The 14,119-nt window shown below is 44.3% G+C and carries 12 protein-coding genes; all 12 read right to left on the bottom strand.

Annotated features, from left to right (window positions below; all coding sequences use genetic code 11):
• Positions 1 to 55: 55 nt before the first annotated feature.
• Positions 56 to 796 (bottom strand): DNA repair protein RecO, encoded by a 741-nt coding sequence (recO, locus tag BN3282_RS00720; protein ID WP_059066236.1) that lies wholly within the window; start codon positions 794 to 796, stop codon positions 56 to 58.
• Positions 738 to 917: a hypothetical protein gene (locus tag BN3282_RS14500; protein ID WP_082667412.1), complete on the bottom strand. Its 180-nt coding sequence runs from the start codon at positions 915 to 917 to the stop codon at positions 738 to 740. Before BN3282_RS14500 ends, recO begins: the two co-directional genes overlap by 59 nt.
• 110 nt (positions 918 to 1,027) lie before the next feature.
• Positions 1,028 to 1,927 carry a GTPase Era gene (gene era, locus BN3282_RS00715; protein WP_059066265.1) on the bottom strand — a complete coding sequence of 300 codons (900 nt, stop codon included), beginning with the start codon at positions 1,925 to 1,927 and terminating at the stop codon, positions 1,028 to 1,030.
• 77 nt (positions 1,928 to 2,004) lie between these two features.
• Positions 2,005 to 4,932 carry an insulinase family protein gene (locus tag BN3282_RS00710; protein ID WP_059066235.1) on the bottom strand — a complete coding sequence of 976 codons (2,928 nt, stop codon included), beginning with the start codon at positions 4,930 to 4,932 and terminating at the stop codon, positions 2,005 to 2,007.
• Positions 4,933 to 5,041: 109 nt separating this feature from the next.
• Positions 5,042 to 5,458 (bottom strand): DUF1667 domain-containing protein, encoded by a 417-nt coding sequence (locus BN3282_RS00705; protein ID WP_059066234.1) that lies wholly within the window; start codon positions 5,456 to 5,458, stop codon positions 5,042 to 5,044.
• A 3-nt stretch (positions 5,459 to 5,461) separates the two neighbouring features.
• Positions 5,462 to 6,745 carry an NAD(P)/FAD-dependent oxidoreductase gene (locus tag BN3282_RS00700; RefSeq protein ID WP_059066233.1) on the bottom strand — a complete coding sequence of 428 codons (1,284 nt, stop codon included), beginning with the start codon at positions 6,743 to 6,745 and terminating at the stop codon, positions 5,462 to 5,464.
• The gene (locus tag BN3282_RS00695) at positions 6,732 to 8,171 is read right to left on the bottom strand and encodes an NAD(P)/FAD-dependent oxidoreductase (protein ID WP_059066232.1); all 1,440 of its coding nucleotides are present in this window, start codon (positions 8,169 to 8,171) and stop codon (positions 6,732 to 6,734) included. Before BN3282_RS00695 ends, BN3282_RS00700 begins: the two co-directional genes overlap by 14 nt.
• On the bottom strand, positions 8,164 to 9,672 hold the full coding sequence (glpK, locus tag BN3282_RS00690) for a glycerol kinase GlpK (protein ID WP_059066231.1): 1,509 nt from the start codon (positions 9,670 to 9,672) through the stop codon (positions 8,164 to 8,166). Before glpK ends, BN3282_RS00695 begins: the two co-directional genes overlap by 8 nt.
• Before the next feature lie 164 nt (positions 9,673 to 9,836).
• Entirely contained in the window at positions 9,837 to 10,271 is a 435-nt protein-coding gene (locus BN3282_RS00685; RefSeq protein WP_059066230.1) for an RbsD/FucU family protein, read from the bottom strand.
• A gap of 142 nt (positions 10,272 to 10,413) precedes the next feature.
• Positions 10,414 to 11,487: an ABC transporter substrate-binding protein gene (locus BN3282_RS00680; protein WP_059066229.1), complete on the bottom strand. Its 1,074-nt coding sequence runs from the start codon at positions 11,485 to 11,487 to the stop codon at positions 10,414 to 10,416.
• A 76-nt stretch (positions 11,488 to 11,563) separates the two neighbouring features.
• Entirely contained in the window at positions 11,564 to 12,532 is a 969-nt protein-coding gene (locus tag BN3282_RS00675) for an ABC transporter permease (protein WP_059066228.1), read from the bottom strand.
• Between the two features lie 15 nt (positions 12,533 to 12,547).
• Positions 12,548 to 14,041, bottom strand: a complete 1,494-nt coding sequence (locus tag BN3282_RS00670; protein WP_059066264.1) for a sugar ABC transporter ATP-binding protein — start codon at positions 14,039 to 14,041, stop codon at positions 12,548 to 12,550.
• Between the last annotated feature and the right edge of the window lie 78 nt (positions 14,042 to 14,119).

Genomic DNA, 14,119 nt, shown 5'->3' with positions numbered 1-14,119 from the left:
CGACTGATATTTATTATAACGGGTCACTTTCCTTTTGTAAAGCATAAGCAGCTCTTTACAGCAGCGTCTCCAGTATTTCCAGAGACTTAAATTGTTTGTCTATGTATACGTCACAGTAGCGTTCCATGATCTTGCGCAACTGATCCAAGACTTTTTCCGACACTGTAAATGTATACAATGCCTCAATTCTACTGCCTTCTATATATTGCATGCTATATAATGTAGACTTGTCCAGAAGTATGTCATCAATGACGTCGCCTGCGCAGCTGTCACACACCAGACCGCCCTTTTTCACGCTGAACCGATATCCGGGCGTCTCACATCCACATACCACACATTGGAAGACCTGCGGTCCTTCCCCATTGATACAGACTGCTTTCAGTTCGAATATAACACGCACTAGTGGATTCGGGATATGCGGATTCAACAACGCTTTTAATGTCTGATACAGAAGCTTCAGCATTTCTCTCTCATCATTTTGTTCTCTTGTATAATAATTTGCAAATTCCAAAAAATAAAAGCCATAATAAGCTCCCGTAATATCTGCTCTTAATTCAGCAAAATAGTTGCGTATATGGGCAGACTGTATCGTATAAGAAGTTCTGCCTTCGTATACGACAAACTCACCGAAACTAAACGGATTGACTGCACCGATAAGAGGGCTGTTGGGTCGCCGTGCCCCCTTAGCAAATGCGGAGATTTTTCCGCGTTCTTTCGTCAGTATCACGATTCTTTTGTCATATTCCCCTATCGGTGCTGCGGACAGCACCATCCCTGTCAATACAATTTGATTCACATTCTATGCCCCATTTATCACTGCTTTTCTCTTGGGATCTTTTGCTCTTTTCCCATCTGTACTGCAGATAGTCTTCCACGCTTCCTGTCAGCATAAACTGACTCCAGTATATTTCTTCCATCAGCTCACCTCTTCATATGTGTTATGATTAGGTTCCCCGATCCAAAAGTACTCTATACCACGTAAAAACTACCAGCTTTTTTTACACGAAACACCTTGACAAAAATATTTCTACATTTCATCTTGTCTGTAGCCGAAATTCTTCATTAGGAAATCGCTATCGCGCCAATTTTTCTGCACTTTTACCCAGAGCTGCAAATGTACTTTGCAGTCTAACATCTTTTCGATCTCATAGCGTGCCGTACTTCCGATCTTTTTTAGCATACTTCCCTGTTTTCCTATGATGATCCCCTTATGCGAATCCCGCTCGCAGATGATCGTTGCGTCAATGTGCATGATCTTCTTCTGCATTTTCATCCGGTCGATCGCCACAGCAATCCCATGCGGTATTTCCTCCTGCAGACAATGCAGCGCCTTCTCTCGGATAAGCTCTGCCACAATCTGTCTCTCCGGCTGATCTGTCACTGTATCCTCATCATAAAACTGTGGTCCATAGGGAAGATATTTCATGATCACCTTTACCAACTCGTCTGTATTATCCCCATTTCTGGCAGAAACGGGAACGATCTCTGCAAACGCAAACGCCTGTCGATATGTATCAATAGCCTTCAGTATCTCTTCCGGCTTCACCATATCCGTCTTATTGATGACAAGGATCACCGGCGTTGTTCCCCTCTTAAGCTGTTCTATGATATGCTGTTCGCCTGCTCCAATAAAAGTAGACGGCTCTACTAGCCAAAGCACGACATCTACTTCTTTTAGTGTATGCTCTGCTACGTTCACCATATATTCTCCCAGTTTATTTTTCGCTTTATGTATACCGGGAGTATCTACAAAGACGATCTGTCCTTCCTCTGTAGTCAGTACGGTCTGTATTCTGTTCCTGGTCGTCTGCGGCTTATTGGATGTGATCGCGATTTTCTGTCCGATCAGATGATTCATCAAGGTAGACTTGCCTACATTTGGCCTGCCAATCAGCGTCACAAAGCCGGATTTGAAATTTTCCTTCATTTTTTCTCCTTTTCCTTCTGCATACAGATTCCGTCTGCCGGATTTTTCCCCAACAGACGGAATCCCGATCCCTCTCATTAAAATAATGTTTTTACTTCCATAAACATATCTTTCGCCGCTTCTATCTTATCTTCTCCGCCTATCACACAGAGCATATCCGCCCGCAGAAGCGCTTCCACTACAGAGGCAAGAGCACGTATGTCTGCCTGAGATGCCGTAAGAATCTCCATACGTTCTTTTTGTATCATTTCCGCAGATACATGGTTCATATAAAGATTCATAGAACGGTCTCCTTTTGCCGCCGGCGTCATTGGACGGTCGATATTGCTGATCGTTCCGATGATATACTTATTCATATCTCTTTCACTGACAGTAAAATTCTTCAGATACTCCACTACACCTTCATAAATCTGCATTGTCTCTTTCAGATTCGGATCACGGTAAGAAACAAGATACCCTTCCCCGATCCGGTTAAAATTACTCATACATCCGTATGCGCCGCCCTTTACTCGGATATTCTGCCACAGATAATCGTAACTTAAAATCACTTTCAGGATCTGCAATGTTCCGCTGTACTTTGCGCCCTCATCGATGAAATTGCCGACTCTTGCCACGTACTGTACTTTTGAAGAAGTTTTAAAACCTTCGTTTCTCTTTTTCACATGCAGGACGCATCTATTTTCCTTTTTCTGTTCTGCCTGATACAATGTATGCTCTATCTTCCGGAATGCTTCTATCGCGGGCAATACTCCGTCTTTTCCAGAAGTGTAACTGATCATCAGATTATCTGCCCGGAAAACAGACGCTGCAATACTTTGCAGTTTCTCTATCAGTTCTTCTTTTCTTTCCTCAAAATGCTCTTCTATATCTCTGACTACTTCATAGAAACCAATGCCATCCGTATCGTCCTTAAATTTTGCCATGGGAGAACCGTAAGACAATGCGCGCAGCGCCGCCGTCGTATGTCCGGACGACTGGAAAGACATCGTCAGTCTGGATTTCAGCATAGCAAGGATTTCTTTGAGCCGCTTTTCATCATGTAGTTTTGATTCCATCAGGATTTCTCTCATCATGGAAAACAAAATATCCATCTGTGCGAAAAGCGCTTTTCCTTTCATCTCAAAGGTCGCCTTAAATGCTTTTTCTTTTACATGTACCGCATCCGCATATAACTCCAAGGACGTTCCGATCCCACCCGTGTGCACATTGATCTCATTAAACAATTCTCCGTATTCATACTGGTTTGTATCAATGATCCCCAGTACACTCTGCAGTATGCCTACATAAGGCAAAAGTTCTTCCTCTATTTCTGAAAGGTCAAACATAAGCGTCACATAGCCGATCCCGTTTGTTTCTACCTCATGATATACCATAGGAACATTCCCGGCTTTTCTTTCTTCATTATAGATCGGTGCGATCTCTCTGGATATATCTTCTCTTTTGAGCACCGGAATCTTAGCCAGATCTTCCGGTCTGGATTCTTCTTCCTGGTATTTGACAAGACCAGCCGTATCTGCTGCCAGTTTTTCTATTTCTTCTGCTGTAAGTCCTTCTTTATACTTTTGCAGCTTTTCTTCTAATTCCTTATCCATCCTTGCGGTACGCCCTCTTTCCGGCTTAACCGTTACGATAGAACCATGTGTGTTTTTCAGCAGATATGTCTCGATCAGCTGTTCAAAATACCCTGTTCCTACTTGTTCTTTCAGGTACATGAACGTAGGGATTGCCTGCATATGGATAAACGGTTTTGTCTCATCATACAGCCAGCTGTCAAATAACTGAAGTCCGTACATCAGACCCTTTGGATAGTTTCCAAAGTCTGCCTCCCGGAAACGGAATTCGTGATAGTTGAGCCCTGCTTCCAAAGCCTTCCTGTCCATCCCCTTTTTCACAATCTCTTTCAAGGTATCCTCAATAACTTGGATGAAGGCATCCTTCTGTTCCAAATTAGCGTTTTTCGCAATAATGGAAAAAATCGGCTGATAGATCCCATTATCGTAAGAGCCCATGATATCCTTGCCGATTCCGGCATCTAACAGAGCCTTCTTCAAAGGAGCGCCAGGCGCTGATAAGAGTGCATAATCTAATATCTGAAAAGCGAGATACAGCTTTGCATCCAGTGAGGTCCCGATCACCTTGTTGTAGGAAAGATAGGTATTATCCACCAGTGGTTCCTCGCTGGAAACGGAATATTCCATCTCTACTTCTTTGATCTTCTCAAAAGGCTCCTGATAACGGATCCTAGAATCCACCTCATGTACAGTAAAAGCAGACAGGTACTTTTCATCCAGCCATCTAAGTTTTTCTTCCATATCCATATTTCCATAAAGATATATATAACTATTAGAAGGATGATAATACTTTCTATGGAAATTTAAAAATTGCTCATACGTCAATTCCGGAATCACATCCGGATCTCCGCCTGATTCATTTGCATAGGAAGTATCCGGGAAAAGTGAATTTAAGATCATACGATCCAGCACTCCCTCCGGAGAAGAAAATGCACCCTTCATCTCATTATACACAACGCCGTTATAAGATACCTTTCCATCCGCTTCATCCAGCTTATAACTCCATCCCTCCTGACGGAAGATTTCTTCATGCTCATAAATGTTTGGATAAAAAACGGCGTCCATATACACATGCATCAGATTCTGAAAGTCTTTTTCATTACAGCTGGCTATCGGATATACCGTCTTATCCGGATATGTCATGGCATTGAGAAATGTATTCAGAGAACCTTTCACCAATTCTACAAAAGGATCCTTCACAGGAAACTCTCTTGAACCGCACAATACCGAATGTTCCATGATATGCGGCACTCCCGTGCTGTCTGAAGGAGGCGTACGGAAACCTATGGCAAACACTTTATTTTCGTCTGCATTTTCCATCAGAAGTATCCTTGCTCCGCTCTTTTTGTGTCTTAGAAGCACACCCTTGGATTGTATATCTGCTAAGTCTTCTTCCTGCATTACTTCGTATGCTGTCAACTCATATATACTCATCTGTTTTTTTCTCTCCTTGTCATGTTTTCTATTAACAGAATATCCAGAAACCTGTCCTTTGAAACAGTCTGGCTTTTAAAACTACTCCGCTTTTTAAAGCTAACTGCTATTATAGCATTTTGTCACTAACATGAAAAGATACTGCGGAAATATCTTTTGCTGCTATCATATCCACTCCGGTACCGGCAATATTTTTCACTACGACATCCCCTATTTTCACGGGAGCTGCAGCCTCTGTTTTTTTCAGTGCAGCCATGCATTCCATGATCTTCTCCTTGGGAATCTCCTGTTTTGTTCTGACCGGCACCCGTTTATCCGCTCCGCCTTTCACTCGTATGGTTGTCGTCAGGCTTCTCATCGGATGCAGCATCTCATGGGCAGCATATTCCTTCCCTCTCTTACACCGATTGCCTTGGATTTCCATGTCTTCACCATCGCTTAAGACCGTAAGTCTGCACCCTACCGGACAGCAAATACAGATCAGTTCTCTTTTTTTTCTCTGCTCTGTCCTGCTTTCTTCTGCCATCCTTTACTCCTCCTTTATCCGGATCTGTAAAACTGCTATATCCGGGTATTTTATCAGTTCCTCTCTTTTTATTACTGCTTCTCCCATTTCGCCCGGTGTCAGTATCCGTACCTTTTTTCGCTTTATAAGCGCACCGTCTGCCAGCACTTCCACATATCTGTTTTCCAACACCTCTGCTACACGGAAGCGTATGGCGATCTTTTCTTCCATCTTCTGTACATCTAAAAAGGAGGGCACTGTATAGCGTATCTTCTCGCCTGCGCCTATCAACGTACAGTTCTCCCAGGATTTTCTTTCTGTCTTTTGCTTTTCCCGCCTTTCGTTTACATATTCCGCAGCATGTTTTCCTGCCAGAGAGGCTTCCTCCGAGACAAAATCTACTAAGTCATGCACGTGCAGTACATTCCCGCAGGCAAAGATTCCTTCTGTACTTGTCTGAAAACTTTCATCTGTGATCGGTCCGCCTGTCACAGGATTTAATTTTACTCTCGCCTGTCTGGACAGTTCATTTTCCGGAATCAGGCCCACAGAAAGGAGTAGTGTGTCACAGACATATTCTTCCTCCGTTCCCGCAATGGGGTTTCCTCTCTCATCTACCTGCGATAACACCACTGCCTCCACCCGTTCTTTCCCTTTTATCTGCGTCACCGTATGACGCAGTTTCAATGGAATCCCATAATCATCCAAACATTGTACGATATTTCTCTTGAGTCCTCCGCTATAAGGCATTAACTCTGCAACGACCTGGACATGGGCTCCCTCCAGTGTCATCCTTCTCGCCATGATCAATCCGATATCCCCGGAACCCAGAATAACCACCTCTTTGCCGGGCATGCAGCCTTCTATATTGACCAGCCTTTGTGCCGTTCCTGCCGTATAGATCCCCGCCGGTCTAAAACCCGGTATGTTCAGCGCCCCTCTGGGACGCTCTCTGCATCCCATGGCGAGAATCACCGCTTTTGCTTTCAGGACTGTCACACCTCGCTTAGCGCTGACTGCCGTCACTTCCTTTTCTGGGGAGATATCCGTCACCATGGTATTTAACCAGTACTCGATCTGTAATCTTTCTACTTTCTGTATATAGCGTGCCGCATATTCCGGTCCGGTCAGTTCCTCCTGAAACGTGTGAAGTCCAAAGCCATTGTGGATGCACTGATTTAAGATCCCACCCAGTTCATGCTCTCTCTCCAGGATCAGGATCTTCTCCATACCTTCTGCTTTTGCCGCCGCTGCTGCCGCAAGCCCTGCCGGGCCGCCTCCTACAATAATCACATCATAGCTTTCCATCATTCTCTCCCAACACCATTCTAGAATTGCCGCCTTTTTTCGTTACTTCCTCGAAGGAACAGGATAACTCCCGCATCAGGATCTCCATCACCTTCGGCGTACAAAATCCTGCCTGACATCTTCCCATCCCTGCGCGTGTCCGTCTTTTTATCCCGTCTAAAGACTTTGCGCCTAAAGGCCGGTGTATCGCATCCAATATTTCGCCTTCTGCTATTCCTTCACAGCGGCAGATGATATTGCCATACGCCGGGTTTTCCCGGATCAGCGCATTTCTTTCTTCCAAAGACATGTTATCCATTAATCGCACACCTTTTCTTGTCTTTTGAAACTTTATATTTTCTTTTAAACCTAATTTATTTCTCAATATTTCTGCAATCATCTCCCCGATCGCCGGCGCACTTGTCAGCCCGGGAGACTCGATTCCTGCACAGTCAATAAACCCCGGTGCGTCTTTCACCTCGCCAATGAGAAACTCATGCCCGTCCTCATGGGCCCTCAAGCCTGCAAAACTGGTGATCACCTTTTTTGCGGGAAGCTCTTTTACAGTGAGCTTTGCCTTCTCCTGTACGGTCAAAAGTCCCTCTCTTGTCGTATCCGTCCCTGCTCTGTCTGAAATATCCACGGCCGTAGGTCCGCTTAAAAGATTGCCATGAACCGTAGGCGTTACCAAGATTCCTTTCCCATATGCTCCCGGCAGGGCAAAGATCGTATGTGTGACGTGTCCTCCCACTTCTTTGTCATAAAGAATATACTCTCCCTTTCTGGGCGTTATATGGATTTTATCCCGGCTCACCATATTATGAAAACGATCCGCATAGACCCCAGCGGCATTGACAATATACTTTGTCTTGTATTCCTCTCCTGTACGTGTCCGCAGCTTCCACACTTCTCCACTCTTCTCAATTGTTTCTACTTCCTGCCGGAAATAAAATTCCACACCGTTTACACAGGCATTTTCCGCAAGGGCGATCGTAAGTCCGAATGGACAGACAATCCCCGCATCCGGGGCATAGAGCGCACATACCGCATCATCTGAAATATTGGGCTCCATCTGTACCAGTTCTTCTCTTTCTACAATCCGCAGATTCTCTACTTTATTTTTCACGCCCCGCAAATACAATTCTGACAGTCTGCCTCTGTCCGCCTCGTTTGTGCACACGACGAGAGAACCTATTTTTTTAAATGGAAAATCTAACTCCTGCGAGAGTTCCTCCATCATTTGATTTCCCTGTACGTTTAATTTTGCCATCAAAGTGCCCGGCACAGCATCAAAACCGGCATGCACAATCCCGCTGTTTGCCTTGGACGTACCACAGCATACATCTTCTTCCTTCTCCAGTACACACACCTTTGCCTGATATCTGGACAGCTCTCTTGCCGCTGCCGAACCGGTCACGCCTGCCCCGATGATCACCACATCATACATTCGCATCCTTCTCCTTTGCCCATCCATATGTGTATCTGACTGCCTTCTTCCAGCCTGCCAGCATCTTCTTTCGTTTCTCCTGTTCAATTCCCGGCTCAAAAGTCCGGTCTATGGCCCAATTTTCTTTTACCTCGTCTTTACTCTTCCAGTAACCGACAGCCAGCCCCGCCAGATATGCCGCGCCCATCGCCGTTGTCTCTACACACTGCGGGCGTTTCACCGGAGCGTTCGACAGATCGGCCTGTGTCTGCATAAGAAAATTATTCGCACTGGCTCCGCCGTCTACCTTCAAAGAGGAAAGATGGATCCCCCCGTCTGTCTCCATTGCTTCCAGGACATCATTTACCTGATATGCGAGTGATTCCAACGTGGCACGTATGATATGGTATTTATTTACCCCTCTTGTGATCCCTACGATCGTTCCCCGCGCATACTGATCCCAATACGGAGCGCCCAGTCCGGTAAATGCGGGTACTACATAGCATCCGTTCGTATCTTTCACTTTCTGCGCCATATATTCTGAATCCTGGGAGGAATCTAATAGTTTCATCTCGTCCCGCAGCCATTGTATGGCTGCTCCCGCCACGAAAATAGACCCTTCCAGCGCATACGTCACCTTTCCATCCAGTCCCCATGCGATGGTCGTCACTAGTCCGTTTTTTGAATACACCGGTGTATCTCCTGTATTCATGAGAAGAAAACATCCGGTTCCATACGTATTTTTGGCTTCTCCTTTTTCAAAACAGGTCTGTCCAAACAAGGCTGCCTGCTGATCTCCCGCCGCTCCGGCGATCGGGACAGGTGCGCCGAAATACCCGGCGTCCGTCTCTCCATAGATATAACTGGAAGGCTTCACTTCCGGAAGCATACATTTGGGTATGTCTAGCTCTCTTAAGATTTCTTCGTCCCACGTAAGTGTATGGATATTAAAAAGCATCGTACGAGAGGCATTGGAATAGTCTGTGACATGTACAGTTCCCTTTGTCAGCTTCCAGATCAACCATGTTTCCACCGTACCAAAAAGAAGTTCGCCCCTCTGAGCTCTCTCTCTGGCGCCTTCTACATGATCCAATATCCATTTTATCTTCGTTCCTGAAAAATAGGCGTCTATCACAAGTCCTGTCTTTTCCCGAAATTTCTCTGTCAAACCTTTTTCTTTGAGTCTATCGCAATACCCGGATGTCCTTCTGCACTGCCAGACGATCGCATTATATACAGGTTTACCAGATACTTTATCCCATACGATCGTCGTCTCTCTCTGATTTGTGATCCCAATCGCCGCAATATCCGCCACGGTTGCACGAATATTCGCCATCGCCGCCTCAGCCACCTCAAGCTGCGTCGACCATATCTCCTCCGGGTCATGTTCTACCCAGCCCGGCTTTGGAAAATACTGTGTAAATTCTTTTTGTGCCACGCTGCATATTTCGCCTTTTTCATTAAATAGTATACAACGATTACTCGTTGTTCCGGAATCTAATGCCATCACATATTTTCTCATACTTTTCCTCCTGTTGCCCGGCGTTTTTTGCACGGTATCGCTTCTTTCCATCTTCTTTTATTATAGGAAAAAGCAGGGACTTTTACAACACTTATCCCTGCCCTGCTCTCTAAAACCGGAGACAGTCTGCTTTACAGCAAAGCAGACCGTCTCTATTCTACTATTTAAATAACGCCTTTTTGCAGCATGATGTTCGCATACAGAGCAGATTCTGATGTAGCAATGATGGCATATGCTTTTTTTGCTTCTTCATAAAAAGCAAAGCGCTCTATATTTCCAACAGCTTCTGCGCCCCGGTCATCATACTTATGAATGATTTCTTTATATACATCCCAGATTGGGGTCTCCACCGTATCACCGGGCATCACTTCCATCAGACTGACCGGTTTCTCCACATAGGTATCCAGCGGGAACACCTGCAGGATCGCTTCTAGGATCTCCGGTACGTTATGTCCGTCACATCTTATGACAATCGCATCCTTTCCCATAGACTCTGCGGGAAAGTTCCCATCTGCAATGACCAGCCTGTCGCTGTGTCCCATCTCACAAAGTACTTTCAAAAGCTCCGGTGATAAAATTTTCGGTATTCCTTTTAACATTTTTCTTTCCTCCTATCTACATGCTTTCTTTCTATCAGAAAAAATGCTGGCTTTACCGCCTGTTTTTGGTAATGAATAAGGGTGCGGATCCCCACACCCTTATACATCATTTTTCTGATTTAAGTTCTTTTACAAATGATTCCTATTCGTACAGGCATGCAGCGATTTCTTCATCATCGATGTTTTCTGCTGTATACCAGAGCGCTCCTGTATCTACGTCAGATACTTCTTCTCCCTTAGCAGCTTTTACTGCAAGGTCTACTGCCTGGTAACCGATCTGTACCGGATTCTGTGTGATAGATCCTGCAAAGATACCATTTCTTACTGCGTCTAACTGGATCTTACCAGCGTCAAATCCTACGCCGACGATCTTATCAACACCTAATTTATCAAGACTTTCATTTGCTGTTACGATATTCTTTGCAGAGAACTCATTGGATCCGTAGATTGCAATCAGATCTGCTTTATTGAGCAGTGTGTTTGCTACTGTTACACAAGCTGCATCTTCTACTGTTGCAGGAATACCTACTTCAATAATAACCTTTGCTCCGTCTACTTTCTTATTGTATTTGTCATGTCCTTCTACAGAAGCTTTATCTTCACCGATCAGGCTTACCATTTTATCAATGAAACCTGCTGTTCTGTCGATGATAGAACCAGAAGTTGCGTCCTGTGATACAACACCGATTCTTACTGTGTCAGCCGGATCTGTTACTTTATCTTTGATCAGTTCATACATATTTTCTGCTGCCATTTCGCCTGCTGCATAGTTGTCTGTAGCTGCGTTTGCAACGATCGTATCATTTCCAGGAACACCTGAGTCAAATCCGATCACTGGAATATTCTGAGAAGCCGCTGTATCAAGAGCGCCTTTTACAGACTCTGGATCCAGAGAAGCAAGAACGATTGCACTTGGTTTCTTGTTGATGGCATTGTTCAGCTGCTCTACCTGCTCTGCAACCGCAGACTCATCCTTTGGTCCTACAAAGTTCATCTTTACGCCGTTTTCTTCTGCTGCTTTTTCAGCTCCGGAATTTACAGCTTTCCAGAAATCGTGCTGGAATCCTTTTGCCACAACTTCAACAGTCATATCTCCGCTAGCAGATGAACCGCTGTCAGAAGAACCCTCTGCCTTCTTATCTTTTGATCCGCAGCCGATTGCCAGAGATGCTACCATTGCTGTGCATAATAATACACTCAGAACCTTTTTCTTCATTAGAAAATCCTCCCTTTTCTTTTTTTTCATTTTCTTGTTGCTATCTGAATATCTGCTGTACAGATATTGATGCCTCTTATACAGATGCCGCTTTCTTTCTGTTCAATACGTCTGCAAATACTGCAAAGATCAGAACGAAACCTGTGATAAATAACTGATAGTGTGGCTGCAGTCCTACGAACGGAAGTCCTGTCTTTAAAACTGCCATGATAAATACACCGATCAAAGTACCGGAGATAGAACCATTTCCTCCTGAAAGAGAAGTTCCTCCGATAACTACACCCGCGATCGCATCCAGCTCAAAACCATTTCCTGTGCCCGGCATCAAAGTAGAATATACTGCCGCGTAAGAGATACCTGCAAGAGCTGCGAAGAAACCGCTGAATGTATAAGCCAGTGTTTCCCATTTCACTACATTTACACCAGAAAGTCTGGTTGCTTCTTTGTTGCTTCCAAGAGCCAGGATATAACGTCCGGGTCTTGTCTTATTTAAGATCACTGCCATGATGATCGCCATCACGATCAAAAGGATAAACCCTGTAGGGATCCCTGCCGGAAGGCTCTCTGTCTTAAATTTGAAGATATTGTGGAACCACGCGCCTGCCACATCTCCCTGTGGGAAAGTAACAGTAGCCGTTCCTGTCACGATAGAACCAAAACCTCTTGTGATCATCATCGTACCCAGTGTAGCGATAAACGCCGGCAGTCCCATCACGGAAACCATCAGTCCGTTAACTACACCGATCAAAGTACCGATTGCCAGGATAATGATCAATACAGCTGCCATCGGAACACCCTTTTCAAACAATGTACCGCCGATCAAAGAACAGCAGATACAAACTGTACCTATGGAAAGATCGATCCCGCCTGTGATAATAACGAAAGTAACACCGATCGCCATGAAACCAATATAATATGATGAATCAAAAATACTTACCAATGTACTATACTGAAAAAAGTTATCTCCAAAGATACTAAAGAAGATATACAGTAATATCAGAGCAAGTACTGCGACCATCTTCTGTGTTTTTAATGTTTTTTTCATTTTCTTAACTCCTCCCTATTCTCTCATTGTTGCCGCATGCATAATATTTTCCTGGGTTGCTTCTGAAATATCCAGCTCTCCTGTCTTGCGGCCTTCACACATAACTATGATCCTGTCGCTCATACGAAGGATCTCTGTCAGCTCTGAAGAGATCATGATAATGGATTTCCCTTGTTTTACCAGTTCATTCATTAATGAATAGATCTCACTCTTGGCGCCTACATCAATTCCTCGGGTAGGTTCATCGAAAATAAGGATATCACTGTTTCTCGTCAGCCATTTCGCAATGACAACTTTCTGCTGGTTTCCACCGGAGAGATTCTTTACAAACTGGCGGACAGAAGGAGTCTTTGTCTTTAATGCATCTACATACTTCTGTGCCTCTGCTTCCTCTTTCTTTTTGTCAATAAAGAAACCAGACATGAAATTTTCCAAAGACGCCATTGTTGTATTCTCTGTCAATGTTTTATCTACGATCACACCATAGCGTTTTCTGTCTTCAGAAAGATAACCGATTCCGCAGTTTACTGCATCTTGTGGATTTTTGATGGTCACTTTCTTTCCATGTACATAAATATCACCGCTGTCGATCTTGTCTGCGCCAAAGATCGCTCTTGCCGTCTCTGTTCTTCCTGCTCCCATAAGTCCGGAAAAGCCAAGGATCTCTCCTTTATGTAATTCAAAACTTACGTCTTTGACCATCTTGCCGGCATGCAGGTGTTCTACTTTCAATACAACTTCCGCATCTTCCGGAACATTGCTGACTTCTTTAGGATCTTCGTAAACCACACGCCCTACCATCATATTGATGATATCGTCTTTTGTACAATCCTTTGAGATCAAAGTGCCGACATACTCTCCGTCACGCATAACCGTAACTCTGTCCGTGATCCGCTTGATCTCATCCATACGATGGGATATGTAGATGATGCCAAGGTCTTTCTTCCTAAGGTCATCGATGATCTTAAACAACTCATTGATCTCTGTCTCTGTCAGTGCGGCCGTAGGCTCATCAAAAACGATAATCTTGGCATCTGTAGAGATTGCCTTTGCGATCTCACACATCTGCTGTTTTCCAACTGTCAGATGTCCCATAGTCTCTCTTGGATCAATGTCGATATTAAGCATATCGAAAAGACGCTTTGCTTCCTCCACCATCTTTCCGTCATTGATCAGTTTACCATTCATGGTCTCCCGGCCAATAAATATATTCTGGGCTACGGTCAGGTGGTTCATCATATTCAATTCCTGATGCACGATCACCACGCCTGCATTTTGTGCTTCTTTTGGATTTTTGTACTCTACTTCTTTTCCGTCATACACGATCGTCCCACTGTCTTTGCTGTAAATACCTGTCAGTATTTTCATCAGTGTAGATTTTCCCGCACCGTTTTCCCCCATAAGGGCATGTACTTCCCCTCTCTTCAGTTCCAACTGTGCATTTTTCAGTGCATGTACTCCAACGAAAGATTTATCAATATCTTTCATTGTCAAAATAACTTCTCCCACTTTCTCACCTTCCAATCTTCCCTGTTGCTTTCTTTTGTTATACTTATTATAGTTTTCTTTATATCTGTCTTGAATAGA

The sequence above is a fragment of the Mediterraneibacter massiliensis genome, assembly GCF_001487105.1.
Lineage (GTDB): Bacteria > Bacillota > Clostridia > Lachnospirales > Lachnospiraceae > Mediterraneibacter > Mediterraneibacter massiliensis.
The sequence above is the reverse complement of the archived record's forward strand: the minus strand, read 5'-3'. Positions and strand labels throughout refer to the sequence as shown.

Excerpts from the sequence above, each read along its gene's own strand:
- BN3282_RS00675 (WP_059066228.1), bottom strand. The coding sequence starts at position 12,532 with ATGAAAAAAACATTAAAAACACAGAAGATGGTCGCAGTACTTGCTCTG.
- BN3282_RS00680 (WP_059066229.1), bottom strand. The coding sequence starts at position 11,487 with ATGAAGAAAAAGGTTCTGAGTGTATTATTATGCACAGCAATGGTAGCA.
- BN3282_RS00685 (WP_059066230.1), bottom strand. The coding sequence starts at position 10,271 with ATGTTAAAAGGAATACCGAAAATTTTATCACCGGAGCTTTTGAAAGTA.
- BN3282_RS00700 (WP_059066233.1), bottom strand. The coding sequence starts at position 6,745 with ATGGAAAGCTATGATGTGATTATTGTAGGAGGCGGCCCGGCAGGGCTT.
- BN3282_RS14500 (WP_082667412.1), bottom strand. The coding sequence starts at position 917 with ATGGAAGAAATATACTGGAGTCAGTTTATGCTGACAGGAAGCGTGGAA.
- BN3282_RS00710 (WP_059066235.1), bottom strand. The coding sequence starts at position 4,932 with ATGAGTATATATGAGTTGACAGCATACGAAGTAATGCAGGAAGAAGAC.
- era (WP_059066265.1), bottom strand. The coding sequence starts at position 1,927 with ATGAAGGAAAATTTCAAATCCGGCTTTGTGACGCTGATTGGCAGGCCA.
- BN3282_RS00705 (WP_059066234.1), bottom strand. The coding sequence starts at position 5,458 with ATGGCAGAAGAAAGCAGGACAGAGCAGAGAAAAAAAAGAGAACTGATC.
- glpK (WP_059066231.1), bottom strand. The coding sequence starts at position 9,672 with ATGAGAAAATATGTGATGGCATTAGATTCCGGAACAACGAGTAATCGT.
- BN3282_RS00695 (WP_059066232.1), bottom strand. The coding sequence starts at position 8,171 with ATGTATGATGTGGTGATCATCGGGGCAGGCGTGACCGGTTCGGCAGCG.